The organism is Phyllobacterium zundukense (assembly GCF_025452195.1).
GTDB classification, from domain to species: Bacteria; Pseudomonadota; Alphaproteobacteria; order Rhizobiales; family Rhizobiaceae; genus Phyllobacterium; species Phyllobacterium zundukense_A.
In genome coordinates this window covers 969,117-993,976 of sequence record NZ_CP104973.1, presented here as the reverse complement: position 1 = coordinate 993,976, position 24,860 = coordinate 969,117, and the positions used below count along the sequence as shown (strand labels likewise).

General features: G+C 58.1%; 23 protein-coding genes. 10 read left to right on the top strand and 13 right to left on the bottom strand.

Translation table 11 applies throughout. The features are described 5' to 3' along the window. Positions 1-7 precede the first annotated feature (7 nt). The 6 genes from N8E88_RS17190 to rph are packed head-to-tail and all read right to left on the bottom strand — an operon-like array spanning position 8 to position 4,219. Positions 8-373 (bottom strand): YraN family protein, encoded by a 366-nt coding sequence (locus N8E88_RS17190; protein WP_262294737.1) that lies wholly within the window; start codon positions 371-373, stop codon positions 8-10. Beyond that, entirely contained in the window at positions 370-1,269 is a 900-nt protein-coding gene (gene rsmI, locus N8E88_RS17185; RefSeq protein WP_262294736.1) for a 16S rRNA (cytidine(1402)-2'-O)-methyltransferase, read from the bottom strand. The genes N8E88_RS17190 and rsmI overlap by 4 nt, the downstream gene beginning before the upstream one ends. 9 nt (positions 1,270-1,278) lie before the next feature. Next, entirely contained in the window at positions 1,279-2,442 is a 1,164-nt protein-coding gene (gene hemW / locus N8E88_RS17180) for a radical SAM family heme chaperone HemW (protein WP_262294735.1), read from the bottom strand. Then, entirely contained in the window at positions 2,439-3,086 is a 648-nt protein-coding gene (gene rdgB, locus N8E88_RS17175) for an RdgB/HAM1 family non-canonical purine NTP pyrophosphatase (protein WP_262294734.1), read from the bottom strand. Before rdgB ends, hemW begins: the two co-directional genes overlap by 4 nt. Continuing rightward, a complete protein-coding gene (locus N8E88_RS17170; protein WP_262294733.1) occupies positions 3,083-3,490 on the bottom strand; it encodes a VOC family protein in 408 nt (135 codons plus the stop codon). Before N8E88_RS17170 ends, rdgB begins: the two co-directional genes overlap by 4 nt. A gap of 12 nt (positions 3,491-3,502) precedes the next feature. Continuing rightward, positions 3,503-4,219, bottom strand: a complete 717-nt coding sequence (gene rph / locus N8E88_RS17165) for a ribonuclease PH (protein ID WP_262294732.1) — start codon at positions 4,217-4,219, stop codon at positions 3,503-3,505. 123 nt (positions 4,220-4,342) lie between these two features. Here rph and hrcA point away from each other — a divergent pair, with 123 nt between their 5' ends. From hrcA to N8E88_RS17140, 5 genes are all read left to right on the top strand, one after another. Then, positions 4,343-5,410, top strand: coding sequence for a heat-inducible transcriptional repressor HrcA (gene hrcA / locus N8E88_RS17160; protein WP_262294731.1), 1,068 nt, complete (start codon positions 4,343-4,345; stop codon positions 5,408-5,410). 74 nt (positions 5,411-5,484) lie between these two features. Then, a complete protein-coding gene (gene grpE, locus N8E88_RS17155) occupies positions 5,485-6,198 on the top strand; it encodes a nucleotide exchange factor GrpE (RefSeq protein ID WP_262294730.1) in 714 nt (237 codons plus the stop codon). A gap of 144 nt (positions 6,199-6,342) precedes the next feature. After that, positions 6,343-6,996: a trimeric intracellular cation channel family protein gene (locus tag N8E88_RS17150; protein ID WP_262294729.1), complete on the top strand. Its 654-nt coding sequence runs from the start codon at positions 6,343-6,345 to the stop codon at positions 6,994-6,996. Between the two features lie 45 nt (positions 6,997-7,041). Beyond that, positions 7,042-7,311: a type II toxin-antitoxin system Phd/YefM family antitoxin gene (locus tag N8E88_RS17145; RefSeq protein WP_262294728.1), complete on the top strand. Its 270-nt coding sequence runs from the start codon at positions 7,042-7,044 to the stop codon at positions 7,309-7,311. Then, positions 7,308-7,694 (top strand): type II toxin-antitoxin system VapC family toxin, encoded by a 387-nt coding sequence (locus N8E88_RS17140; protein ID WP_262294727.1) that lies wholly within the window; start codon positions 7,308-7,310, stop codon positions 7,692-7,694. Before N8E88_RS17145 ends, N8E88_RS17140 begins: the two co-directional genes overlap by 4 nt. Here N8E88_RS17140 and N8E88_RS17135 read toward each other — a convergent pair. Then, complete coding sequence (locus tag N8E88_RS17135; RefSeq protein WP_262294726.1) at positions 7,691-8,683, bottom strand: adenosine kinase; 993 nt, start codon at positions 8,681-8,683, stop codon at positions 7,691-7,693. The genes N8E88_RS17140 and N8E88_RS17135 overlap by 4 nt on opposite strands. A gap of 164 nt (positions 8,684-8,847) precedes the next feature. On the opposite strand from N8E88_RS17135, the gene N8E88_RS17130 reads away from it, so the two are divergent. Then, on the top strand, positions 8,848-9,567 hold the full coding sequence (locus tag N8E88_RS17130) for a sulfate transporter family protein (protein ID WP_262294725.1): 720 nt from the start codon (positions 8,848-8,850) through the stop codon (positions 9,565-9,567). On the opposite strand, the gene nth is transcribed toward N8E88_RS17130, so the two are convergent. Beyond that, complete coding sequence (gene nth, locus N8E88_RS17125) at positions 9,560-10,375, bottom strand: endonuclease III (RefSeq protein WP_410010655.1); 816 nt, start codon at positions 10,373-10,375, stop codon at positions 9,560-9,562. The two genes, N8E88_RS17130 and nth, sit on opposite strands and share 8 nt — an antisense overlap. A 34-nt stretch (positions 10,376-10,409) precedes the next feature. On the opposite strand from nth, the gene N8E88_RS17120 reads away from it, so the two are divergent. The 4 genes from N8E88_RS17120 to cueR all read left to right on the top strand — a co-directional run bounded on the left by N8E88_RS17120 (position 10,410) and on the right by cueR (position 15,044). Next, the gene (locus tag N8E88_RS17120; RefSeq protein ID WP_262294723.1) at positions 10,410-10,904 is read left to right on the top strand and encodes a DUF2244 domain-containing protein; all 495 of its coding nucleotides are present in this window, start codon (positions 10,410-10,412) and stop codon (positions 10,902-10,904) included. A gap of 77 nt (positions 10,905-10,981) precedes the next feature. Continuing rightward, positions 10,982-11,884: a methylated-DNA--[protein]-cysteine S-methyltransferase gene (locus N8E88_RS17115; protein ID WP_262294722.1), complete on the top strand. Its 903-nt coding sequence runs from the start codon at positions 10,982-10,984 to the stop codon at positions 11,882-11,884. Positions 11,885-12,137: 253 nt separating this feature from the next. Next, positions 12,138-14,639 carry a heavy metal translocating P-type ATPase gene (locus N8E88_RS17110; protein WP_262294721.1) on the top strand — a complete coding sequence of 834 codons (2,502 nt, stop codon included), beginning with the start codon at positions 12,138-12,140 and terminating at the stop codon, positions 14,637-14,639. A 6-nt stretch (positions 14,640-14,645) separates the two neighbouring features. After that, positions 14,646-15,044 (top strand): Cu(I)-responsive transcriptional regulator, encoded by a 399-nt coding sequence (cueR, locus tag N8E88_RS17105; RefSeq protein ID WP_262294720.1) that lies wholly within the window; start codon positions 14,646-14,648, stop codon positions 15,042-15,044. Here the strand turns inward: cueR and N8E88_RS17100 are convergent. The 5 genes from N8E88_RS17100 to N8E88_RS17080 all read right to left on the bottom strand — a co-directional run bounded on the left by N8E88_RS17100 (position 15,037) and on the right by N8E88_RS17080 (position 24,846). Next, complete coding sequence (locus N8E88_RS17100) at positions 15,037-15,330, bottom strand: Dabb family protein (protein WP_262294719.1); 294 nt, start codon at positions 15,328-15,330, stop codon at positions 15,037-15,039. The two genes, cueR and N8E88_RS17100, sit on opposite strands and share 8 nt — an antisense overlap. A gap of 100 nt (positions 15,331-15,430) precedes the next feature. Further along, positions 15,431-16,741, bottom strand: coding sequence for an NAD-dependent dihydropyrimidine dehydrogenase subunit PreA (gene preA / locus N8E88_RS17095; protein ID WP_262294718.1), 1,311 nt, complete (start codon positions 16,739-16,741; stop codon positions 15,431-15,433). Positions 16,742-16,752: 11 nt separating this feature from the next. Beyond that, positions 16,753-18,210: an NAD(P)-dependent oxidoreductase gene (locus N8E88_RS17090; protein ID WP_262294717.1), complete on the bottom strand. Its 1,458-nt coding sequence runs from the start codon at positions 18,208-18,210 to the stop codon at positions 16,753-16,755. Between the two features lie 226 nt (positions 18,211-18,436). Then, positions 18,437-21,523 (bottom strand): alpha-L-rhamnosidase-related protein, encoded by a 3,087-nt coding sequence (locus N8E88_RS17085; RefSeq protein ID WP_262294716.1) that lies wholly within the window; start codon positions 21,521-21,523, stop codon positions 18,437-18,439. Between the two features lie 248 nt (positions 21,524-21,771). Then, positions 21,772-24,846, bottom strand: a complete 3,075-nt coding sequence (locus tag N8E88_RS17080; RefSeq protein WP_262295512.1) for an efflux RND transporter permease subunit — start codon at positions 24,844-24,846, stop codon at positions 21,772-21,774. Positions 24,847-24,860: the final 14 nt, after the last annotated feature.

The following is a 24,860-nucleotide window of genomic DNA, read 5'->3' as shown; positions in this document are numbered from 1 at the left end:
TTTCTCCTCAGGCTGTAAATACCGCAGGCACGTGCACAGGCCAGCGCCATGGCAGAATAGCAACAAGATCGAAGCGAAGGGAGAGGCGGGAATGGTCTGGCTGGCGCGCGAGCCACAGATCGGCGGCGGCTTCGATACGGCCCATGGTCAGAACGTTGACAGAATCCATCGCCTGCTCAAGCGTTGTTCGAGCCTTGACCTCGACGATGAGCACGACATCCTTACGCCGCGCGATCAGATCGATCTCTCCGAGTTTCGTGCGATAGCGGCGGCCGATAATGCGATAACCCTTCAGCATCAAGGCAACGGCGGCAAGGCGCTCGGCGGAATGACCGCGACGGTAGGCCTTGTGGCGCTTGCCGGGCTCTGTCATTTCATCGCCAGGAGCCGCTGATACAGCTCGCCTTTGGGTCGTCCGGTCATGCGCGAGGCCTCACCAGCCGCCTTGGCGGGAGACATTTCAAGGCTGAGTGCACGCAACAGCGCGTCGATGTCATGGTCGGTTCGAGGCACGTGTTCATCTTCCGGAGGCGGAGCGATGACCAGCACGACCTCTCCCCTTATCCGATCTTCGCCGTCGAATTCCGCTGCCAGCTCCTTGAGTCGCAGGGTGACGATTGTCTCATAGGTCTTGGTCAGCTCGCGGCACAGCGAGGCCTGGCGCTCAGGGCCGAACACTTCGACCATATCTGCCAGGGTCGCCGCCGCGCGATTGGGCGATTCAAAGAACACCAATGCCGCATCGAGCGACTTCAGTTGCTCAAGCTTGGCGCGGCGCTGGCCTTGTCTGGATGAAAGGAAGCCGGCAAAATAAAACGCATCCTTGAACAGACCAGACGCCGTGAGCGCCGCCAGAACCGACGATGCGCCGGGGATCGGGACGACGCGAATGCCTGCCGCCTTGGCTTCGGGTACCAGACGTCCGCCCGGATCGGAGACCAGCGGCGTGCCCGCATCGGAAATCAGCGCGACACTTTTCCCCGACAGCAGCGCTTCGATCAGCTTGGGTCCCGCCATATCCGCATTGTGTTCGTGATACGCATAGGGACGCCGCGAAATGCCATATCTATCAAGCAAAACGCGGCTGACCCGCGTGTCCTCGCAAGCGATGATATCCGCAGCGGCCAGGGTTTCGATCCCGCGAATGGTCATGTCGCCGAGATTGCCGATCGGTGTCGCCACGATATAAAGCGCTGGCTCCAGCGGCCGGGCGCGGAACGACGCGCTGCCGATCTGATAGTCCCGCTCTTTTGCTTCCCCTTCGGACAAGTCTCTTCCCTAAGCTGCGAGATCGGCGATGACCGCATTGAGCACGATCGCGCCTGCGGGCGTCGTGCGGATGCGGCTATTGCCGATATATTCGATAAGACCCTGTTCGGCCAAGGAAATCACGCGGCTCTCCTTGACGCTGTGTCCGGCCAGGCGTTCGTAACGGGAAAGGTCGATACCCTCGACGAGCCGCAATCCCATGAGCAGGAATTCATCGCCCTCCTGTTCATGCGTCAGAAACTCTTCTTCGACCACTCCGTGACCGGTGGTTTCGACGTTCTGCACCCAGGTTTCCGGGTGCCGTTCGGTGATTGTCACTGCGCGGGTGTCGTTCTCGATAAAGCGGCCATGCGCGCCCGGTCCGATACCGACATATTCGCCGTAGCGCCAATAGACGAGATTGTGCTGCGATTCTGCGCCCGGCGCGGCGTGATTGGAAATCTCATAGGCGGGCAAGCCATGCCGGGCCGTCACGTCTTGCGTCTCCTGATAGAGCATTGCTGCATGATCACCATCGGGCGTCACCAGTTTGCCGGCTTTCCAGAGGTTATAGAACGGCGTCCCTTCTTCAATGGTCAACTGGTAGAGCGAAAGATGATCCGCGGCATAGGAGATGGCTTTTGCCAGTTCGTCGCGCCATGCGGCAATCGTCTGGTCGGGCCGGGCGTAGATCAGGTCGAACGAGAGTCGGGGAAAGATCTCCCGCGCCAATTTGATCGCGGCAAGGGCCTCCTCGACATTGTGCATCCTTCCGAGGCGACGCAAATCGGCATCGTTGAGTGCCTGCACGCCAAGCGAAACGCGGTTCACTCCGGCAGCGCGGTAACCCCGGAAGCGATCGGCTTCAACGCTGGTCGGGTTGGCTTCGAGCGTGATCTCGATATCATCTGGCACATGCCAATTGCGCGAAATCTCGTTGAGAACGGATGCAACGGTTTCCGGCTGCATCAGCGATGGTGTGCCGCCGCCGAGGAAAATGCTCGAAACCGTGCGCGATCCGGTCCGTTCCCGCATTGTCGCCATTTCGCGTGCGAAGGCTGCGGCAAAGCGCGATTGATCGACAGCTTGATGCCTGACATGCGAATTGAAGTCGCAGTAGGGGCATTTGGCCATGCAGAACGGCCAATGGACATAGACGCCGAACCCGGACTCGCCTTTGTCGGAATCGCTCATCCGGCGTCCAGACAATCTTTGGCAAAATGCTGAAAGGCGCGGGCGCGATGCGACAGCGCGTCCTTGTCGCCAGGCTTCCAGCCATGTTTTTGTTCGGCAGTCATTTCGCCGAACGTCACGTCGTGGCCTTCCGGCTTGAACACCGGATCGAAGCCGAAACCGGCCGTGCCGCGCGGCGGCCAGACAAGTTCGCCTTCCACCTCGCCGCGATAATAATTGGCTTCGCCATCCGGCCATGCAAGGCAAATGACGGAAACGAAACGGCCGCTGCGATCTTCAGGCGCTTTAGCGCCCGCTTGCCGCAGTTCGGCTTCAACCTTTTGCATGCCATGGGCAAAGTCGCGCTTGCCATCGGGCAGTTCCGCCCAATTGGCCGTATAGACACCCGGTTTGCCGCCCAGCGCGTCGACGCAAAGGCCGGAATCATCGGAAAGCGCTACGAGACCGGTCGCCTTGGCGGCGGCGAAGGCTTTGATATAGGCGTTCTCTTCAAATGTCGTGCCGGTTTCGTCCGGTTCGGGCAGACCGATATCCTTTGCCGAGACCACTTCAAAGCCGAACGGACCGAGCAGGTCGATCATTTCCTTGATCTTGCCCTGGTTGTGACTGGCGACAAGCAGCTTGCCTTTTTCGAGTGTCTTCATTTTAGATTCCATAATTTCGGTTCGGCAAATTCGATCGAGTTTCCCGAGGGATCGCGGAAATACAGCGAGTGCGCACCATTCGGCCAGTCGAATTCGCTTTCGATGGCAACGCCATGCGCTTCAAGATGGGATTTCCATCCGGCGATTTCATCCCGGGTCGCGCGAAAGCAGACATGACCCGGACCCGTGGCACCATGCGAGGGTATCGGCAAACCACCTTTCGGGCGTTCTTGCAGTTTTTCCGCATTGAACAGGATCAATACGCCGGGCCCGCAGCGGAAGAAAACGGATTCTTCGCCCGCACGCAGGATGCATTCAAGCCCCAGCACATCGCCGTAGAATCGCGCAGCCGTTTCGACATCGGTCACATAAAGCGCTGTTTCCAATATTCCCGAGGGCTGCATGGTGAAATCCCGTTAGCTGACGGCCATTTTCTGCAGGGAAACCAAGCGGTTGATGCCGTTGCGGGCAAGACCCATCAGCGACAGCAATTCCTCTTCGGAGAAGGGCTCGCCTTCGGCAGTTCCCTGTACTTCGACGATACCACCCTTGCCGGTCATGACGAAATTGGCGTCTGTCTGCGCGGTCGAGTCCTCGAGATAGTCGAGATCGATCACAGGTGTGCCATTGGAAATGCCGCAGGAAATGGCTGCGACATGATCCTTCAGTACCTTTTCCACCTTGAGCATCTGGCGTGTTTCCATCCAGCGCAGACATTCGTGCAGCGCAACCCAGCCACCGGTAATCGCTGCGGTGCGCGTGCCGCCGTCGGCCTGGATGACATCGCAATCGACGGTAATCTGCACTTCGCCAAGCGCCTGCAGGTCAACGACCGCGCGCAAAGAACGGGCGATCAGGCGCTGGATTTCCAGCGTGCGTCCGCCCTGTTTGCCTGAAGAAGCTTCGCGGCGCATGCGGTCACCCGTCGAGCGAGGCAGCATGCCGTATTCCGCCGTCACCCAGCCTTTGCCGGTGTTTCGCATCCAGCCCGGCACTTTTTCCTCGAGGCTGGCAGTGCACAAGACGTGCGTGTCGCCGAACTTTACCAGGCACGAGCCCTCGGCATGTTTGGAAACGCCGCGCTCAAAGGAAATGGCGCGCATTTCGTCGGGGGCTCGCTTGGAGTGACGCATGGGTAGACCTCTTGTTGATGTGTTCCGGGCCTTTTAACCGTGATGGGGCGATGAAGCAAAGGCTTTGATGATTGCGCAGAGAATGCTTATATCAAGACACAAAGAACGGAAGTACGAGGCACGATGAACAGGACCGTTGTTCCGGACACATTGCAATCGCTCGACCAGCGGTCGCGCGATATTTTCCGGCGCATCGTCGAGAGTTACCTCGGCGATGGCGAGCCTGTGGGTTCACGCAATCTGTCGCGCATCCTGCCAGTCTCGTTGTCTCCGGCGACGATCCGCAATGTGATGAGCGATCTCGAGCATCTCGGCCTTGTTTATGCGCCTCATATATCGGCCGGCCGCTTGCCGACCCAGATCGGGCTGCGCTTCTTCGTCGATGCTTTCATGGAAGTTGGCGACCTTTCCAAATCCGAACGCAATTCCATCGAGGCGCAGGTCAGGGCCGGGGAAACGCAGTCAGCCGAAAGCGTACTGACGCAGGCGAGCCAGATACTTTCCGGCATGTCGCGCGGGGCGGGGCTGGTCCTCGCGGCCAAGGCGGAAGGTGCGCTCAAACATATCGAGTTTGTCAGGCTCGAACCGACAAGGGCTCTCGCCGTACTGGTCACGCAAAGCGGTGACGTCGAAAACCGCGTCATCGATCTGCCGGTTGGCGTGACGCCGTCGCAATTGATCGAAGCCTCGAATTTCCTCAATGCACATATTCAAGGCCGCACCATCACCGAGGCGCGGCAGGAAATCGCCCGGCTGAAGGAAGAAACCCAGCAGGCGCTCGACGCCCTCTCGCAACACCTGGTCGAGCAGGGCCTCGCCATCTGGGGCGGCGATGGCGGCGGCCAGCCGGCACGGCTGATCGTGCGCGGGCGGGGCAATCTGCTTAAGTCCGTCAACGCTGAAGCGGACCTTGATCGTTTGCGGCACCTCTTCGATGATCTCGAGACCAAAGAGGGCACGCTGCAGCTTCTTGATCTGGCGGAAGCCGGGCCGGGCGTGCGCATCTTCATCGGCTCGGAGAACAAGCTGTTTTCGCTTTCCGGCTCATCGCTGGTCATCGCGCCCTATCGCGATTCCGAACAGCGGATCATTGGAGCACTCGGCGTCATCGGCCCGACACGGCTTAATTACGCGCGCATCGTACCCATGGTGGATTATACCGCCCAGCTCGTCTCGCGCCTCTTGAGATAGTCATTTGCACTTGATTTTTATGGCCTAAACCTCGATATCCAGCGCAACTTACGAATAATGAATGGACAGGATACATGGCTGAAGACAAGAAAAATCACGACAACCCCGATCTCGACCAGCGCGACCTGAAGAACCCGCGCGATCGCGATGCGCTGAAGCGCGCTGCCGATGATTTTCTGAAATCACGCAAAGCTGAAGAATATGCCCTCGCTCAGGACGACGAGATGGAGGCAAATGCCAACAACTGGGCCGAGCTTGATAAATTGCGCGCCGAGAATGGCGATCTGAAGGACCAGCTGTTGCGGCTTGCTGCCGACATGGAAAACCTGCGCAAGCGTACCGCGCGCGATGTCCATGATGCACGGGCCTATTCGGTCGCCAATTTCGCCCGCGACATGCTCTCCGTTTCCGACAATCTGAAGCGTGCATTGGAGGCCATCCCCGCCGATGTGCTGGCAAGTGGCGATGCAGGGTTCAAGACCCTCGCCGAAGGCGTCGAGATCACCGAGCGTTCGCTCATGTCGGCAATGGAACGCCATGGCGTCAAGAAACTGGATCCCCTGGGCCAGAAATTCGATCCTAACTTCCATCAGGCGATGTTCGAAATTCCAAATGTCGACGTGCCGCACAACACGGTGCTGCAGGTTGCGCAGAGCGGTTTCGTCATCGGTGACCGCATGCTGCGGCCGGCGCTTGTCGGCGTCTCAAAAGGCGGTCCGAAACAGGCATCTGCCGAAGGTCAGCCTGAGCCTGGCCCGATCAATCCGCAGGCGGAAAAAGACGCCTGATCACCTGGGTAGAGCCCCCTCATCCGGCCCTTCGGGCCACCTTCTCCCCGTGGGGAGAAGAAAAAGGTGGCAACGGTTGTGTGCTATTCTTCTCCCCACGGGGAGAAGGTGGCCCGAAGGGCCGGATGAGGGGGTTTTAAGCCGATGTCCATGATCCAGCTCTTCAACTATGCCGGAATATTCGTCTTTGCTGCGACGGGGGCTTTGGCGGCATCGCGTCGCCAGCTCGATATTATCGCCTTCGTGTTTCTCGCCGCCGTCACCGGTATCGGCGGTGGCACATTGCGCGACTTGATCCTTGGTGTACCGGTTTTCTGGGTCACGGATCCCGCAAATCTCATGGTCTGTGCTGCGGCAGCCATTATCGTCTACTTTTCCGCCAATCTGCTCGAATCGCGCTACCGTGTCCTGCTTTGGCTCGATGCGCTCGGTCTTGCCGCTTACAGTGTCATCGGCGCGGCCAAAAGCCTGGCACTGGGCTTCGACTCAACGATTGCGATTGTTACCGGAATCATGACCGCGACGTTTGGTGGAATTCTGCGCGATATCATATCGGGAGAACCGTCCGTGCTGATGCGGCGCGAGATCTATGTGACCGCCGCTCTCGCCGGGTCGGTTACATACATTGTGCTGCACAGCCTCGCCGCTGGTCTAGGGATTTCCGCCCTCGTCGCAGCGCTTGCTGCGTTTGCCGTGCGGGGCGGCGCGCTCTATTTCGGCTGGGCACTGCCGACTTATCACAAGCCCGGTCGCACATCGGAAGAGCTGAAGCGCGAGGGCTATATCCGCTCTGAGTAGAATGTATGGCTTGACAAAAGAGCTACATGTGGCCACAATCCGCCCATGACAACTGTATCGATCCGGGACGCAAAGAATCGCCTGACCGAGCTTGCCCGGCAGGTCGAAAAGGGGGAAACCATTGTGGTCACGCGCAACGGTCGCCCGGCGTTTGATCTCGTGCCGCACAAGCCTCGAAAGGGGCTGCGGTTGGAGGCGATTGACGAATTCAAGAAAGTCCACGGCATCACGACGATTGTGCCCTTTATTGCGGACGATTTCGACGAACCTTTGCCAGAAGATTTTCTCCTTGAGCCTCTGCCGCCAGACGCATGAGAATATTATTGGATACTCATATTCTGCTGGCTATTATCGAACAGCGGCTGGACAGGTTTACGCCCGGAATCCGCAGCTTGCTCGCCGATCCGACCGGTGAATTCTACGTGAGCGTGGCCAGTTTGTGGGAAATCGCGATCAAGTGGCGGCTCGGAAAACTCCAGCTGACGCCCCCTCTCAAAGCATTGCCAAGTCTGTTGACCAGCATTGGTATCGAACTCATTGCAATCGACGAGCACCACACTTTGATTGCCGTCGAGCCCGAGCCACTGACGCGGGATCCTTTTGACCGGTTGTTGCTGGCGCAATGTCAGGTCGAAGGCTTGCGCCTTGTCACGATAGATCGCGCGCTTGTGGCTCATCCGATAGCGATCAACGCCTAGAGCAATCCAGCTTGCTTGGCAGCCGCTTTCAGGTTCTGCTGCGGCCGCGGACCGATCTGCTGAATGACGAGACCTGCGGCCAGCGAACCGAGTTTGGCACAATCCGTCAAGGACCGGCCGTTCGTATACCCGAACAGGAAGCCGGCGGCATAAAGATCGCCAGCGCCGGTCGTATCGACCAGTTCCGCAATCTCGATCGCCGGAACCGCCACGGTCTCATCCTTCGAGACCACGACCGAGCCCTTCTCGGACCGGGTTACGGCTGCAAGTTTGCAATCCCTGCGGATGAGTTCGAGGCCCTTTTCGAAATCATCGGTCTGGTACAGTGACTTCAATTCCGCCTCATTGGCAAAGACGATGTCCACCGTGCCGGAGCGCATAAGCTCAAGGAACTCCTCGCGGTAGCGATCGACGCAGAAAGGGTCTGATAGCGTCATCGACACTTCGCGCCCATACTCATGCGCGATCTTCGCCGACAGGCGGATTGCTTCCTTGGCCCGGGGCGGATCCCAAAGATAGCCCTCGAAATAGGTGACCTTGGCTTCGGAAACCTTGGAACTTTCAACATCTTCCGGTCCAAGCTCGACGCAGGCGCCGAGATAGGTGTTCATCGAGCGCTCACCATCCGGGGTGACAAAGATCATCGAGCGCGCGGTGGGGGGCGGCGAATTCAATACGCGTGTATCGAAGGCAACGCCCTGCGAACGGATATCATGGGTGAACACATGGCCAAGTTGATCGTCTGCGACCTTGCCAAAATAGGCTGCACGCCCGCCGAGACTGGCGACGCCAGCGGCGGTGTTGCCTGCACTTCCGCCGGACGCTTCGATCGCCGGACCCATGCGTTCGTAGAGAAACTCCGCGCGATCAGCATCGATCAGGTTCATGGCGTTCTTGATGATGCCGTTCTTGATGATGAAATCATCATCGGTGCGGGCAATGATATCGACGATGGCGTTGCCGATGCAAAGCACGTCAAAGCTGGACATGAAAACTCCGGGATTGAACTGTTCGGTACCTGTTGGCGGTTATTTTGGCGCCTGTCCTAGCGCGTCGGCAGCCGGTTGACTACCCCTTGTTTGGTGTGTTGCCTTGTCTCACCGGTGAACTGCCCCTATGTCCGCAACCCGGCAACCTTGGAGAGCGACCCTAAATGATCGTTGAAAGCGCCCGCGCTGCGGCCAATCATCTGTTTCGCCCGGAGTTTCGTGCTGTCCTGTGGAAATCGATCGGCCTGACCGTTTTGCTGCTCATCGGCATATGGTTCGGCCTGCGGGAACTGTTCGAAGCGCTCGCATGGCCCTTTTTCGACCAGATGCTGCCGGAACTGCCGTCCTGGGCGGGATGGCTCGGGTTCCTTGCCGGCATTCTTGCAAGCATTGGGCTTGCGCTTGGATTGGCACTTCTTATAGCGCCCGTCACGGCAATCGTTGCCGGGCTCTTCCTCGACGATGTGGCGGCGGTGGTAGAAAAAGAAGATTACCCACTCGACCCGAAAGGACAGCCATTGCCCGCTGTCCGATCGCTGATCCTGTCGGTGAAATTCCTCGGCGTCGTTATTCTCGGCAATATTGCTGCTTTGCTGATGCTGCTGATCCCCGGCGTCAACATTATCGCCTTTTTCGTCGTCAATGGCTATCTGCTCGGCCGCGAGTTCTTCGAATTTGCCGCGATGCGCTTTCGTCCGGAATTGGAGGCCAAGGCGCTGCGCTCAAAACATGCGACGACAGTGTTTTTGGGAGGGCTGGTCATCGCCGCCTTCATGGCGATCCCGATCCTCAATCTTTTGACCCCGCTCTTTGCTGCGGCGATGATGGTGCATTTGCACAAGGCGGTCGCGCAGTCCGAGCCTCCAGCCACTGTGATCAGATAATTTGTGGTGGCAGCGGCACCAGCGGCGCCGGTATTTCCGAGGTCTTTTCCGCTGCTTTGCAGATATCGGCGATAACGCAGGAAGGGCATTCCGGTTTGCGCGCCTTGCAGATATAGCGGCCATGCAGGATCAGCCAGTGGTGCGCGTGATAAAGATATTCAGAAGGAACAACCTTCATCAGCCGCGCTTCCACCTCCTCCGGCGTCTTGCCGGGTGCAAGGCCAAGCCGGTTGCCAATACGGAAGATGTGGGTGTCCACCGCCATGGTCGATTGGCCGAAAGCCATGTTGAGGACGACATTAGCCGTCTTGCGGCCAACGCCCGGCAATTTGATCAGCTCGTCGCGATCATCCGGAACCACGCTGCCATATTGGTTGATGAGCGCCTCGGACAAAGCGATGACATTCTTCGCCTTGTTGCGCCACAGCCCGATAGTGCGGATATAGTCGCCGACCTTTGCTTCGCCCAGCGCCAGCATCTTTTCCGGCGTGTCCGCGACCTTGAACAATGCCCGCGTCGCCTTGTTCACACCGGCGTCGGTCGCTTGCGCTGAAAGCACCACGGCGACGAGCAGGGTGAAGGGATTGATATGTTCAAGCTCGCCCCGGGGCTCAGGGCGCTGGACCGAAAAACGCCGGAAGATTTCATGGATTTCCGCAGCGTTATAACGCGTGCCCGGAACGTTGCGTGCCTTGGTTGACTTGGCAGGGCTCACACTCTGCTCTTCCGCGATCCCGGACGGAAAACCGGTTCCCACTTTTCCTGGAATTGCTCTCTTCTGATCGATTTTACGCTTGGGATTTTCCATGCTCAATCTATACTCAACGCCCATGAGCCAAACAATGAACCCAATTGACGCTGCGGGCCAAAACGAGGAAGAAATTTTTCGTGCGCTTCTCGTGCCTCATCGTTCGCTCGCGCGTTCGGGTTTTCTAATCCTGATGGCAACGATGGGTGTCAGCAGCTTCCTCACCGGCCTATTTTTTCTATCCCTTGGTGCCTGGCCGGTTTTTGGCTTCTTCGGCCTCGATGTTCTGCTGGTCTATATAGCTTTCAGGATGAATTATACGTCGGCAAAAGCCCATGAAGAGGTGAGCGTTTCGCGCATTGCCTTGAAAATCCGCCAGGTCGCCCCGTCAGGCCGGGCCAAGCTGCATGAATTCAATCCGTTCTGGACACGATTCAGCGTCGCCCGTCATGCGGAAATCGGCATCACGTCAATGCTGGTCGAAGGGCAGGGCAAGGCCGTGGCGATCGGCTCGTTTCTCAATCCCGATGACCGTGAAAGCTTCGCTTCCGCATTCCAGATGGCACTTGCAACCGCCAAGGGCCGGTAAATCCACGGCCTGCAAGAATCGGGTGGCGACAAGGGCCCCGGAGTGGTCATATAGCCTCAATAGAGAGGTAAAAACTCATGAAACCACATGCCATACTTCAGAAAGACATCACCCCGACCGGCGACGATTATGCGATCGTCAGTCATATCATCGAACGTATCAGCAAGGACTATCGCGACCAGCCGTCGCTGGAGACACTGGCCCGCGACACCGGGCTGTCGCCAACCGCGTTGCAGAAGCTGTTCACCCGCTGGGCGGGCCTTTCTCCCAAGGGGTTCCTGCAGGCGGTGACTATCGATCATGCCCGGCGTTTGCTGGATGAGGGGATGCCGCTCCTGGAAACAGCCTATGAAACGGGTCTTTCGGGTCCAAGCCGGCTGCATGATCTGTTTGTCACGCACGAAGGCATGTCGCCGGGCGATTACAAAACCCGCGGTGCGGGGCTGACAATCCGCTACGGCTTTCTGATTTCGCCGTTCGGCCTGGCGCTGGTGATGGTGACGGACCGCGGGCTGGCGGGTCTGGCCTTCGCCGATCCGGGCAAGGAGAGGGAAGCGCTGGCCGATATGACATCGCGTTGGCCAAATGCCAGCTATGTTGAAGATCTCGCCGCGACCGCTCCCTATGCAGCGCGCATCTTCAACCCGGCAGAATGGCGTGCCGACCGGCCGCTCAAGGTCGTCACGATCGGCACGGATTTCCAGCTGCGTGTCTGGGAAGCATTGCTGAAGATCCCGATGGGCAAATGCGTCGCCTACTCGGATATCGCCGCCGATATCGGCTCCCCCAAGGCTTCGCGCGCCGTGGGTGCCGCCGTCGGCGCCAACCCGGTCAGTTTCGTCGTCCCCTGCCATCGCGCAGTCGGCAAGTCCGGAGCGCTGACCGGCTATCATTGGGGCTTGACTCGAAAACGCGCCATCCTTGGTTGGGAAGCCGGTCAGTTGGGCGGAGAAGCGGCGGATCAGGCACAGGCGGGTTGAGCTCAGTTTCTTAACCCTCCCCCTTGTGGGGAGGGCAGGACCGTAGGTCCGGGAGGGGGCTTATGAAAACTTTGCCTCAAAGCCCCTCCCTGCTGCTTCGCAGCCTCCCTCCCCACAAGGGGGAGGGTTAGTGTCGGCACCCTTCGAAGGGCTCTTTCTTCACTTCCCATCCACCTCGAAAAACCCTTGACCTTCCAGTTACTGGAAAGATTACCTTTGATGCACTATCTGGTTCCTAACCGAAAGTTGCATCATGAAACACGACCATCACCCCCACCACAGCCACGATGATTCCTGCTGCGGCGGGGAGAAAAGCGCAGAAGCTGCAATCGTGCGCGATCCGGTATGCGGGATGATTGTAGACCCGAAGGCGAACAAACCGACAGCCGAACATGGCGGGCGGCTGTTTCATTTCTGCTCTGCAGGCTGCCAGAGCAAATTCACGGCGGAGCCGGAGGCCTATCTCGAGGCGATCGATCCTGTTTGCGGCATGAAAGTAGACCGCGCAAGCGCGAAACATTTCCTGCGTCATGAAGGTGAAAAATACTATTTCTGCTCGGCAGGCTGCCTGGCAAAATTTGAGAACGCACCGCAGGATTATCTTGGCGACCGGCCAGCGGCCCAACCGATGCCCGCGGGGACGCAATATACCTGCCCTATGCATCCCGAAATCATCAGGGATGGCCCGGGCTCATGCCCGATCTGCGGCATGGCGCTGGAACCTGCTGGTATTCCGACTGGCGACGAAGGGCCGAACCCGGAGCTGGTGGATTTTACCCGCCGCTTCTGGATCAGCGCTGCGTGCTCGGTTCCTCTGCTTTTGATTACCATGGGTCCGATGCTCGGTTTACCGCTGCGTGCCTGGATTGGTGAGAGTTTGGCTACGTGGCTGGAGTTCGCGCTGGCAACGCCGGTCGTTGTCTGGGCGGCCATTCCCTTCTTTGAGCGGGCCTGGGCTTCTTTCGTCAACCGCAGCCCGAATATGTGGACGTTGATCGCCATCGGTGTCGGCACGGCCTACGCTTTTAGTGTCGTCGCCACGTTCCTGCCGGGTATTTTTCCGCATTCCTTCCGTATGCATGGCGGTTCGGTGCCGGTCTATTTCGAAGCGGCGGCGCTGATCGTAACGCTCGTCTTTCTCGGCCAGATACTCGAACTGAGAGCCCGTGAGCGTACAGGTTCCGCCATCCGCGCCCTTTTGGATCTTGCGCCCAAGAGGGCCCGGCGCGTTGCCGAGGACGGAACAGAAACGGACGTGCCCCTGGATGAGATAATTGCCGGCGACCGGCTGCGTGTGCGCCCCGGGGAAAGCGTGCCGGTGGACGGCATCGTGCTTGAAGGACGCTCCTCCATCGACGAATCCATGCTCACCGGAGAACCTGTGCCGGTCGAAAAGACCGAACATGACACGGTGACCGGCGGCACACTCAATCGCAACGGCACGCTGATGATCAAAGCGGAAAAGGTCGGCGCTGATACAGTACTGTCACAGATCGTCTCCATGGTCGCCTCGGCCCAGCGTTCGCGCGCGCCGATCCAGGGCTTGGCCGATCGCGTCGCCGCCTGGTTTGTTCCGGCTGTGGTGCTTGTTGCGATCATCGCCTTTATCGTCTGGTCGCTCATAGGACCAGAGCCGAGCATGATCTATGGCCTGGTTGCCGCTGTTTCCGTATTGATCATCGCCTGCCCTTGTGCGCTTGGTCTGGCGACGCCAATGTCGATCATGACCGCCACCGGGCGCGGGGCGCATGCGGGCGTGCTGATCAAGGATGCGGAAGCTCTCGAACGATTCGCCGCCGTCGATACGCTCATCGTCGACAAGACCGGAACGCTGACAGAAGGCAAGCCAAAACTTACTGATATGGTTGCAGAACCGGGTTTTGCTGAAGACGAATTGCTGGCACTTGCTGCAAGCCTCGAGAAAGGCTCCGAACACCCGCTCGCCGAAGCGATTGTCGAGGGGGCAAAGTCGCGCAATCTCATACTTGCCGATGCAATCGGGTTCGAAGCAGCGACGGGCAAGGGGGTATCCGGGACGGTCAACGCCAGAAGCGTGACGCTTGGCAACAAGGCCATGATGCAGGACATCGGTGCTGACGTTTCACAATTGATCGAGAAGGCCGACCAATTGCGCGCGCTGGGCAAGAGCGCGCTTTTCATAGCAGTCGATGGCAGGGCCGCCGGGATCGTTGCGGTTGCCGACCCGGTCAAGGAAACGGCCGTGGAGGCGATTCGTCTGCTGCATGAGGCTGGGCTGAAGGTCATCATGGCCACCGGCGATAACGCCGTGACGGCGCAGGCAGTTGCACGCGTGCTCGGGATCGACGAGGTTCGCGCCGATATGCTGCCGGAAAGCAAGAAACAGCTCATCGATGCGCTGCATGCCAAAGGTGCCAAGGTCGCCATGGCCGGCGACGGCGTCAATGATGCGCCTGCACTTGCCGCGGCCGATGTCGGTATCGCCATGGGTACGGGAGCGGATGTAGCAATGCAGAGTGCCGGAATAACTTTGGTCGGAGGTGATCTCAACGGTATCGTTCGTGCCCGCCATCTTGCCGCCGCCACCATCCGCAACATCAAGCAGAACCTGTTCTTCGCCTTCGTCTACAATGTGCTCGGTGTGCCGGTCGCAGCAGGTGTGCTTTATCCCGTATTCGGGTTGTTGCTTTCACCCATGCTGGCTGCAGCGGCCATGAGCATTTCATCCGTGTCGGTCATCGCGAACGCGCTGCGGCTGCGGACAATAAGATTGTGAGGTCCCATGAATATCGGTAACGCTTCTGATAAATCCGGCTTGCCCGCCAAAACGATTCGCTATTACGAGGATATCGGCCTCCTGAAGCCGGATCGGGCGGACAATGGCTATCGCGATTATTCCATGTCGGATGTGCACAAGCTGCGCTTCCTGCAGCGCTCGCGCGGCCTGGGTTTTTCTGTTGAGGAATGCCGCCAGCTGCTGGCACTTTATGAGGACAAAAGCCGGGCGAGCGCCGACGTCAAGTCGATCGCGCAGTCAAAGCTGCAGGAAATCGAGCGCAAGATTATCGAACTGCGCGAATTACAGCACACACTGAAACATCTGGTTGCTCATTGCCATGGCGACCAGCGGCCGGATTGTCCGATTCTCGAGAGCATTTCCGGCACGGCTGGGTCTAACTGAGCGTCGACACCACATCCGCAGAAATGCGCAGTTCACGTAGCGGCCGGACGACGGCCGTTGTTTCGCTGTAGATCGGATGCGCCTTGTAGGCGGCCAGCGCCTCGGCATTTTCGAATTCGCCGTAGACGACCACATCGATTTCGCCGGAAATCGGGTCAGTCTTGGTATTCTGCATCACTTCGAAAACCGTCGAGTGGGGGATTTCACCAAGGCGCCGCAGGCCCTTCACGATCGTGTCGACGTCTTTCTTTTCACGGGCGCTGAAGAATACGATATGGCGGATCACAATTTTGCTACCTGCTGCATTTTCACTGCGCCGGACTTTTCATATTCCGCCCCTGTTAGTCAATGGATGCGCTGTCGCAGCCCCTAATCGAACCCGGCGTTCACTCGGCGGCGAGCTTTGCCATCGGATTGTTCGGATGCGTGGTCCAGTTGGCGTAATCCGGCTGGATCGGCATTTTGGTACGCGGATCGACGCCTGAGACCATCGGTTCCATGGTGATGCAGTTTTCAACGGGGCAAACGCTGACGCAGAGGTTACAGCCAACGCATTCCTCGTCGATGACTTCGAAATGCCGCGCGCCATCCACCATCGATGTGATCGCCTGATGCGATGTATCCTCGCAGACGATGTGGCAGCGGCCGCATTTGATGCAAAGCTCCTGATCGATCTGCGCCTTGGTGATGTAGTTCAGGTTGAGGTACTGCCAATCGGTGACATTCGGCACGGCGAGGCCCTGGAAGTCGTCAATGGTGCGGAACCCGCGGGAATCCATCCAGTCGGAAAGACCGGAAATCATTTCCTGCACGACCTTGAAGCCATAGGTCATGGCTGCCGTGCAGACCTGCACATTACCGCAGCCGAGTGCTATGAATTCCGCCGCGTCGCGCCATGTGGTGATACCGCCGATGCCTGAAATCGGCAGGCCGCGCGTTTCAGGATCGCGGGCGATTTCCGCGACCATGTTCAGCGCGATCGGCTTTACGGCCGGGCCGCAATAGCCGCCATGTGAGCCGCGTCCATCGATGGTCGGGTTAGGGGCAAAGTTATCCAGATCAACTGAAACAATCGAGTTGATGGTGTTGATGAGCGATACGGCGTCGGTTCCGCCGGATTTGGCGGCACGCGCGGGCTTGCGTACGTCTGTGATGTTCGGCGTAAGCTTGGTGATGACCGGCATGCGCGTATATTGCTTGCACCAGCGAACGACCATTTCGATATATTCCGGCACCTGACCGACGGCGGCGCCCATGCCGCGCTCGGACATGCCGTGCGGGCAGCCGAAATTCAATTCGATGCCGTCTGAGCCCGTCGCTTCCACGAGCGGCAGGATTGCTTTCCAGGCTTCCTCCTCGCAGGGCACCATGATCGAGGCGATCAGCGCGCGATCTGGCCATTTCTTCTTCACCTCGGTCATTTCCCGCAGGTTCACTTCGAGCGGGCGGTCGGTGATGAGTTCGATATTGTTGAAGCCGAGCAAGCGCCGGTCCGGACCGTGAATAGCGCCATAGCGCGGTCCGTTAACATTGACGACAGGCGGGCCTTCCTCGCCCAGGGTTTTCCAGACAACCCCGCCCCAGCCCGCCTTGAAGGCGCGCTCGACATTATAGGCCTTGTCCGTGGGTGGAGCAGAGGCCAGCCAGAAAGGGTTCGGAGATTTGATGCCGAGGAAATTCGTTGAAAGATCAGCCATGGCAGTTTCCTTTAGCTGACTAAATGACTTGGTTGACTGGATTGTTGTTCCGGAACAGACGCGCCATCTGGACTATCGGCCATGATGGCTTCGACGAAGCCGTTGACCTTTTCCGGTTGTTGCATCAGCGCACGGTGAATTGATTCGGCCGCTATCTTGCCGTCCTGTACGGCCGCGACGGTCAGATCCTCGCCGTCTGCAACACAATCGCCGCCGGCCCAGATGCCCGGGACCGAGGTCCGCCCTTCATCGTCTACGCTGATACGCCCGCGCGACAACGCGAGGCCGGCCTCGCCAAGGATTGCTTCGGCCGGTGTCTGACCTATCGCCTTGAATATCTGATCGCTGGCCAGCGTGATGCTCTCTCCTGAAACACCAAGACGGCCATCGGACATGACGGTGTAGTCCAGCGTTATGCCGCAGACCTCGCCATGCTCGTTGCGGGTCAGCGCGCGAGGTTGCAGCCAATGGCGGATGATAACGCCGTTCTTCAGCGCGAGTTCCTGTTCGAAGTCGCTGGCATTCATGTTTTCCGGGCCACGGCGATAGGCGATAATGACATTCTCCGCGCCGAGCAGTTTCGTCTGTACCGCGACGTCAATCGCGGTCATGCCGCCGCCGATAACGACGACATCACGGCCGACAGGAATTTCCGACAGATTATCGCTCTGGCGAAGCACCGAAATATAGTCCACGGCATCGATGCAGCCGGCAGCGTCTTCGCCCTCGAGGCCAAGATCGTTGACGCCCGGCAGCCCCATGCCGAGAAACACCGCATCGAAACCTGCTCTCAGCGCATCGAGGCTGATATCGCGCCCAAGAGCCTTGTCATTCTGGATGGTGATGCCGCCGATTTCGAGAATGAAGTCGAGTTCCTTCTGGGCGAAGTCGTCGACGCTCTTATAGGCAGCAATACCGTATTCGTTGAGGCCGCCTGCCTTGGGGCGCGCTTCGAAAATGGTCACATCGTGGCCATGCATGGCCAGACGGTGGGCGGCAGACAAACCCGCTGGCCCCGCGCCGACGACTGCGATGGATTTGCCCGTAGGCTCGGCACGGGTGAAGGGATGCTGGCCATTGGCCATCAAATGATCGGTAGCGTAACGCTGCAAAAGTCCGATCTTCACGGGCTTGCCTTCCGCCACTTCGCGCACGCATGCCTGCTCGCACAATGTCTCGGTGGGGCAGACGCGGGCGCACATGCCGCCAAGGATGTTTTCGGAAAGAATGGTTTTGGCAGAACCGGTAGGATTGTCTGCAGCAATCTCGCGAATGAACAGGGGAATATCAATGCCGGTCGGGCAGGCATTCATGCATGGCGCGTCATAGCAGAAGTAACACCGGTCCGATTCGACGAAGGCTTCGTGCCGGCTTAGCGGCGGATGAAGATCGGCAAAAACGTCCGCGTAGGCGCCGGACGAAAGCCGCCCGGCTCTGACGTCACGGATTCCAGAATCCATCGATCCCATGAAATCTCATCTCCTCGTTTTGACTGCGTCCGGTTCCCATGGATCAGCAGTCTTTTCGATGGCCGGTGCGTCCGGACCCTGCACGGAAGAATGGCATATTTTCTCGGAAGGTCAAATTTTTTATCAAACGGTCAAGAAATTAAACTTTGCGGGTATCTGGAATTTGCAAAAAGAGGAGGCCCGGACTTGCCGGGCCACTCCCGATGCATCGCATCAAGATTCAAGTTCAATCGGCCATACGCCGCAATATCAGCTCAGTGATATTAGCCCGGTTCGATATGCCGCCGGCGCCACCACTGCCGCTATAGGCCGAATTTGAGTCGAGATAGGACATATTGTAAAAATCGCTAAATTTGATTGTGTAGGACACGCCCGCTACCAGCGTCACCGGGACAGGGGTCGATTCGCCCCAGATATTCCACCTTGGCAAATGCGGCATGACTACAACGCCTTTGCCCGGAGTCTGACCCGCACCCGTTACCTCCATTTGCTTGACTGCCGCTGTTACGCCGGTATTGACAGGGCCAAAACCATTTCCGTAGCGCAGGAGAACATGATAGCTCCCGCTGAAAGATGGCGTGACGGTGAAGGTCAGCTCTTCGCCTGGGACACCCCAGTCTGACCAGGCTCTGCGACCATGGTCGTACTTCAGTTGCGCGTGTGAACCTGCAACAGAATTGTTCGTCGCTTGGTCAGCGCCAATAAATGTGAGTCTGTCATTGCCCCAATAACACGCCGGATCGGTTCGCTGCGACACATTCTTCAGCCCACTGCTATCTTGCCGTTCCAGCGAATAGCAAAGCGCCTGATCGGTGATCTCACTGGATGTATCCGTCCATCCGGTGCCGGCGACCTCTGCGGCGACCACAGCACCGTTGCGATAGACGTTGATCGCAGTACCGGCGGGATTTGCTCCTGTCCAGTTGATATTGATCAGCCTATTGCTATCCTTTGACAGCGCCCAACCGCTCGCTGGCAGATCGAGTTCCACCTTGTCCGGACCATAGAGCTCGGTGTCGGATGCCACGGTGGCCAAGCTGCCATCTACCTTGTTGTTGATCAGTTCCACTACGAAAATATTGGTTCCGTCGCTTTTGAAATCTGACGCTTTCGTGTAGCGGTCCAGCGGTATCTGTGCGCCGTTCAGTGTGACCGATTGTGCTGTGTAGAAACCATTATCGACTAAACTTGCATCGGGCAAATTCACTTTGACTGTAATTTTTCGGCCTCGATAATCCAGATTGTTCAACTGGATCTGCCGGGCACCGTTGAAGACGTTCTTGTGCATCTTTTTAGTGATCGACGGCTGGAACCGGATACCTGTCATGTCGGCCTCACGCCCGAATACGACGTCGAGTACGGAACCGATGTAGCCGCCCACCGACCACAATTGCTTGTCGGAATCGATAGCTGGCCGGTCATCATCGTTCGGCGCTGTCACCGCAAGGGTGGTGAATTCGAAATTCTCCATATTGGACAGGTTCAATGCCGCACCGTTGATGAGAGTTTCGAAGTTGCGATCGACTACGTCTGAATTGCGCCCCTTGGCCGCGGCTTTGATCAGATAGCTGGAAACGAACGGCCAGATCGCCCGATTGTGGTAGACCTTTACACCGCGCATCTGCGGCCAGACGACCGGTGCGCCAGCCGCTGTATGGGGATAGTTGTTCAGAATTCTCGTTGCTTCGGCTTCATCAGCAATGCCGTCCTGGATCGCCAGAGCCTCGCCAAGCAATTCGTAGCGCCGAACTGGAGCCTGATCGAGCTCGGTTGATTTCATCATGCTGAACAGGCCGGGATCCTTCATCCAAAGGTCGCTCTTGATATGCTGTTTCAACTCGTCGGCCCAGCCGGCATACTTGGCGGCGTCCGAAGTTTTGTTCAGTTCGACAGCCATTTTTGCCGCGACATCGAGAATTTTCCAGTGATTGATGTTGGTAGACAGCGTCTTCGACATCGCAATGTGGACCACAGTATCCTTCATCCAGTCGGGATAGGTCTGTTCGCGCCAATCGAGGAATGAGGTTTCGCCGCGATAGAGCCCATCACGGTTGTCATAGGCAGCAAGGCGATCGCTTTCGATCGTGTTGTGAATGGCGGTATAGGCGTCGTTCAGGAATTGCGTGCGATCCTCACCGTCGAGATATTTGAGCAGTTCGAAAGCGGCACGCGCCCAAACCACGCGATCGGTACTGATCGGCCAGCTGCCACCACTGCCGGTGTCCTGAACGATTTCCGTTGTTTCGGCACCGAGTGTCTGCGTTGCACTGCGCCGCTTTGACAGTTTGAATAACAGGCTGTTTTTGGCGGCCTGCGGGTTGATCTGCGCCAAGCCAAGATCAACCGCATAGGCGGTATCGCGCGTCCACACATAGGTCCACTCGTCCCCTGTCTGGTAGCAGCCAATGTCGCCGCCACAGGGTACCGGATTGCCGTTATTGTATGCGCCATCCTTGATGGAGGTTACGGTCAGCTCCTTGGCTTCCTGCATTGCCATAGCAAACAGCCCATCAAACATCTGGCTGCCCGTGCGGATCGTCGGGTCGCCGGCTTGTTCCGTAATTTTGAGTTGTTTGCTCTTGCCAGCTTTCCGCTGTTCCTGGGTGGTCGTCAGCTGATAGGTGCGCAGCGTAGATACTAAATCGGCAGTCTCTATCGCAGCACTGCTGCCATTCCAATCCACACGCTTGATGCCATCATCCTTATTGACGGGATCGGTAACGGGCGGAATCTTGACAATGCACTCGTCGCCGACGAGCGTCCCTGATTCACACCGCATAACCACAACGGGGGTGACGACGCACTCGTTGCCAACACGAGTGCCCTTCTCGCATGCGCTAGTCACCACATTCGGTTTGACGACGCACTTGCCGTCCTCAAGGGTACCTGTGTCGCATCGGGCAATTACATCGGGCTTGACCACGCATTTGTCACCTTCGAGCGTTCCTGTATCGCAACGGCCAACCACAACGGGTTTGATGATGCACTTGTCGCCTTCGGGAGTGCCGCTCTCGCACTTGCCGGTCATCACATCGGGCTTGACGACGCACTTGTCGTCTTCAAGGGTGCCGGTCTGGCATACCGAGGTTACAACGGGCGTGACGATGCATTTGCCATCAACAAGCGTGCCCGCCTCACATGCGCTCGTAACCACTTCCGGCGTGATGACGCATTTGCCATCAACAAGGGTGCCTGCGCACGAGACAAAAGTTCCGGACTCGTCGTCCGCACCCGCTGTTTTGTTCGAGTCATTGCAGGCTGCCAGCATGAAACAACATGCCAAGGCTCCCAACAGCATCCGAAACGAAGCCATGATTCCTCCCAATATGAATAAAAAATGCTTGTCTTAAAAATAATGCGCATGCAGTAACGACCGGCCGCACGCTCGCACGACGGCACAGACTGTAGAAAAGAGTTTCGGGGTTTCCTCCCAAGGGAACCGCAGGATTTGGCTATAGGTGCAACAGAACGCCGTCAATAATACGATAGTCAAAGAAATTCAGAATTGAGCCAATGAGCGCAATTTATTGCAAACCCGATGCCCGACAATCTTGATCGTGGCTATTCCGCCGCCAGCGGTGGTTGTGAGGCAACTTCCAGAAGTTCGCGGTTGAGCCGCGCTTCTTCCTCGGCTTTCGGCTTGGAGAAGCCGGCTAGCAGCAGATAGGCAACCGGCGTCAGGAAGAGCGTCGAGGCGGTCGCCATGCCGAGGCCGCCGACGATGACCCAGCCAAGGGCGATACGCGCTTCGGCCCCCGCACCACTGGCGAGGACTAGCGGCACACCGCCAAGGATGGCGCAGAGCATGGTCATCACGACGGGGCGCAGGCGGATGTTCGAAGCCTCTTCGATGGCTTCTCTTACATTCCTGCCCTCATCGCGCAGATGATTGGCAAATTCGACGATCAGAATACCGTTCTTGGCCATGATACCGACGAGCAACACCAGTCCAATTTGACTGTAGACGTTCATGCTTGTGCCGGTCATGACCATGGCAAAGACTGCGCAGGCGAGACCAAGCGGAACCGTAGCCATCACGACGGCCGCACTGATAAAGCTTTCAAATTGTGCTGCGAGAACCAGTAGAATGATCAAGATGGCAAAGCCGAATGTCGTGACCATGCTCGACGAATTTTCGCCCAGCGTCGCCGCTTCAGCCAGCGGAATGATGCGATAGCCGGAGGGCAGCAAAGGTGCGGCGACCTCCTGCACGTCCTTGTAGGCATCGCCGAGTGCAAAATCCGGTCTAAGGCCCGAGGTGATGGCGACGGAACGCATCTGCTGTTCGCGCGTCAATGCCGGTGGAACGGCGACTTCGGTGAGTTTGGCAATCGTCGACATCGGGACGAACCGGCCATCGCCAGTGCGCAGAAAAACGTTTTCAAGGTCTGTCGGATCGTTGATGGGATTTGTGCTCGATACGAGTTTCACATCGAAGGAACGATCTTCGATGTAGACTGAACCGACCTTGTAGCCGTCCAGCACCGATTGCAGCGCTTCGGCCAGGCCAGTGATATTGATGTTGAGATCCGAAGCGCGCTCGCGGTCGATCGACACGGCCAGTTGCGGCTGGGTCGGCTCATTGGTCAGACGCGGACGATCAAAACGGCTGTCCTTTTCGAGCTCCGCCACGATGTTAGCGGCGGTGGTCCCGAGCTCGGCATAACTGGTGCCGACGACAGCAAATTGCAGGCCGTTACCTGCGCCGCGGATACCAAGCGAATTCGGCTGCGCGGCAAAAACCTGGATACCTGGAATATTTCGAACGCGTTTCGAGACGTCGGCGAGGATCTCCTGCTGGCTCCGCGTCCGCTCTTTCCAGGTGGCGAGACTGAGGACCATGAAGCCACGGTTGGTATTGCCATTCTGTCCGGCGATCGAGAACGTATTCTGGATTTCGCCGTTATCGCGCAACGGCTGGATCAACTGCTCGATCTGACGCATCTCGTCACCGAGATATTCGAGACTGACGCCTTGTGGTGCTGTAATGCGCAGGAACGCCGAAGCTCGGTCTTCGACCGGTGTCAGTTCCTGTTTGAGAAGGGAAAACGCGCCAAACGCCGCGCCGGCAAACAGCACCGAGATCACGACGACGATCCACGGGGCGGCAAGGCAAACATGCAACATGCGTTTGTAAAGATTGCCGAACCAGCTTCCGACACGGGCCACCCGTCCCGGCGTGTGGGTGACATCCTGATGCTTGGCCTCACTCGCACTGAGCAAGCGGGAAGCCAGCATCGGGCACAGCGTCAACGCCACGACGGCGGACAGAAGCACGCAGATCGCCAGGACGAAACCAAACTCGCGGAAGAGCCCCCCGGTCTGGCCAGGCAGGAAGGATAGCGGGACGAAAACCGCCGCGAGCGTCACCGTCGTCGCGATGACTGCGAAAAACACTTCCTCCGTGCCGAGAACTGCGGCAGCGCGTGGCCCCATGCCCTGATTGCGGCGGCGCACGATGTTTTCCAGCACCACGATCGCATCGTCCACCACCAGACCGGTCGCCAGCACCAGGGCGAGCAGCGTCAGAATGTTGATTGAGAAACCGGCAAGATAGACAGCAGAAATGGTGCCAATCAGCGCAACCGGCAGACTGACAGCCGGAATAAGGGTTGCGCGAATGTCCCAAAGGAAAAGATAGATGATCAGGATGATGATGACGACAGACACGCCAAGCGCAATCTCCACCTCATGCACTGCGCCATTGACGAAATCAGCATCATCGCTGGTCACGCGGATGTCGACACCCTCAGGTAGCGTTTGCTGCAATTGCGCGACCGCGGCACGGACACCTTTCGAAATATCGAGCGTGTTGGATTGAGCCTGGCGGATGATGCCGAGGCCGATGCCGGTCTTGCCGTTGGCGCGCAGAATCGAGGTGCCGATGTCGGGGCCCATCGTTACCGTCGCCACGTCGCGGATCTTCGTCTGACCCTTGATGATGATGTTTTCGAAGTCTTCAGGCGTTGATACCGGAGCCGTTGCACGAACGACGATGCTCTGGTCGTTGCTGTTGAGCTGGCCGGCGGGTGTATCGAAGGCCATCGTGGTCAGGGCGTTGCGAATGTCCGCGATGTTCATGCCGAGGCTGGCAACCTTGCCCTGATCGATGTCGATGCGGAATATCTTGCTGCGGTTGCCATTGACCTGAACGTCGGCGACCCCCGGAACCGAAGCGAGCACGTCCTCGATCTGATCCTCGACGAGGACGGTCATATCCTCGACCGCCATGGTGTCCGAGGTGACCGCAAGACGCATTACCGCATCAGAATTTGCATCGGCTTTGACGATCTGCGGCGGATCCGCTTCGTCTGGCAGAGTGTTGGCGATGCGGCTGATGGCATCGCGCATGTCGGCGGCTGCAACGTTGAGATCCACGCCATCATTGAATTCGACGGTGACACGGCTGCTGCCGAAAGAAGAACTGGAAGATATGGATTTGACGCCCGAAACGCGGGATACAGCGCCTTCGATGGCGGAAGTCAACTCACGGTCCACTGTCTCCGCGGCAGCTGATTCAAAAACAGTCGAGACTGTGACCACCGGGCGATCGACATCGGGCAATTCGCGGACATCGACGCCATACCAGGCGGCAAGACCCGCGACGACGATAAGGGCATTGAGCACCAGCGCCATGACAGGTCGACGAA

Bases quoted from the DNA above. Each gene is read 5' to 3' on its own strand.
- N8E88_RS17190 (WP_262294737.1), bottom strand. From the start codon at position 373: ATGACAGAGCCCGGCAAGCGCCACAAGGCCTACCGTCGCGGTCATTCC.
- hemW (WP_262294735.1), bottom strand. From the start codon at position 2,442: ATGAGCGATTCCGACAAAGGCGAGTCCGGGTTCGGCGTCTATGTCCAT.
- rdgB (WP_262294734.1), bottom strand. From the start codon at position 3,086: ATGAAGACACTCGAAAAAGGCAAGCTGCTTGTCGCCAGTCACAACCAG.
- N8E88_RS17170 (WP_262294733.1), bottom strand. From the start codon at position 3,490: ATGCAGCCCTCGGGAATATTGGAAACAGCGCTTTATGTGACCGATGTC.
- rph (WP_262294732.1), bottom strand. From the start codon at position 4,219: ATGCGTCACTCCAAGCGAGCCCCCGACGAAATGCGCGCCATTTCCTTT.
- hrcA (WP_262294731.1), top strand. From the start codon at position 4,343: ATGAACAGGACCGTTGTTCCGGACACATTGCAATCGCTCGACCAGCGG.
- grpE (WP_262294730.1), top strand. From the start codon at position 5,485: ATGGCTGAAGACAAGAAAAATCACGACAACCCCGATCTCGACCAGCGC.
- N8E88_RS17150 (WP_262294729.1), top strand. From the start codon at position 6,343: ATGTCCATGATCCAGCTCTTCAACTATGCCGGAATATTCGTCTTTGCT.
- N8E88_RS17145 (WP_262294728.1), top strand. From the start codon at position 7,042: ATGACAACTGTATCGATCCGGGACGCAAAGAATCGCCTGACCGAGCTT.
- N8E88_RS17140 (WP_262294727.1), top strand. From the start codon at position 7,308: ATGAGAATATTATTGGATACTCATATTCTGCTGGCTATTATCGAACAG.
- N8E88_RS17135 (WP_262294726.1), bottom strand. From the start codon at position 8,683: ATGTCCAGCTTTGACGTGCTTTGCATCGGCAACGCCATCGTCGATATC.
- N8E88_RS17130 (WP_262294725.1), top strand. From the start codon at position 8,848: ATGATCGTTGAAAGCGCCCGCGCTGCGGCCAATCATCTGTTTCGCCCG.
- nth (WP_410010655.1), bottom strand. From the start codon at position 10,375: ATGGAAAATCCCAAGCGTAAAATCGATCAGAAGAGAGCAATTCCAGGA.
- N8E88_RS17120 (WP_262294723.1), top strand. From the start codon at position 10,410: ATGAACCCAATTGACGCTGCGGGCCAAAACGAGGAAGAAATTTTTCGT.
- N8E88_RS17115 (WP_262294722.1), top strand. From the start codon at position 10,982: ATGAAACCACATGCCATACTTCAGAAAGACATCACCCCGACCGGCGAC.
- N8E88_RS17110 (WP_262294721.1), top strand. From the start codon at position 12,138: ATGAAACACGACCATCACCCCCACCACAGCCACGATGATTCCTGCTGC.
- cueR (WP_262294720.1), top strand. From the start codon at position 14,646: ATGAATATCGGTAACGCTTCTGATAAATCCGGCTTGCCCGCCAAAACG.
- preA (WP_262294718.1), bottom strand. From the start codon at position 16,741: ATGGCTGATCTTTCAACGAATTTCCTCGGCATCAAATCTCCGAACCCT.
- N8E88_RS17090 (WP_262294717.1), bottom strand. From the start codon at position 18,210: ATGGGATCGATGGATTCTGGAATCCGTGACGTCAGAGCCGGGCGGCTT.
- N8E88_RS17085 (WP_262294716.1), bottom strand. From the start codon at position 21,523: ATGGCTTCGTTTCGGATGCTGTTGGGAGCCTTGGCATGTTGTTTCATG.
- N8E88_RS17080 (WP_262295512.1), bottom strand. From the start codon at position 24,846: ATGGCGCTGGTGCTCAATGCCCTTATCGTCGTCGCGGGTCTTGCCGCC.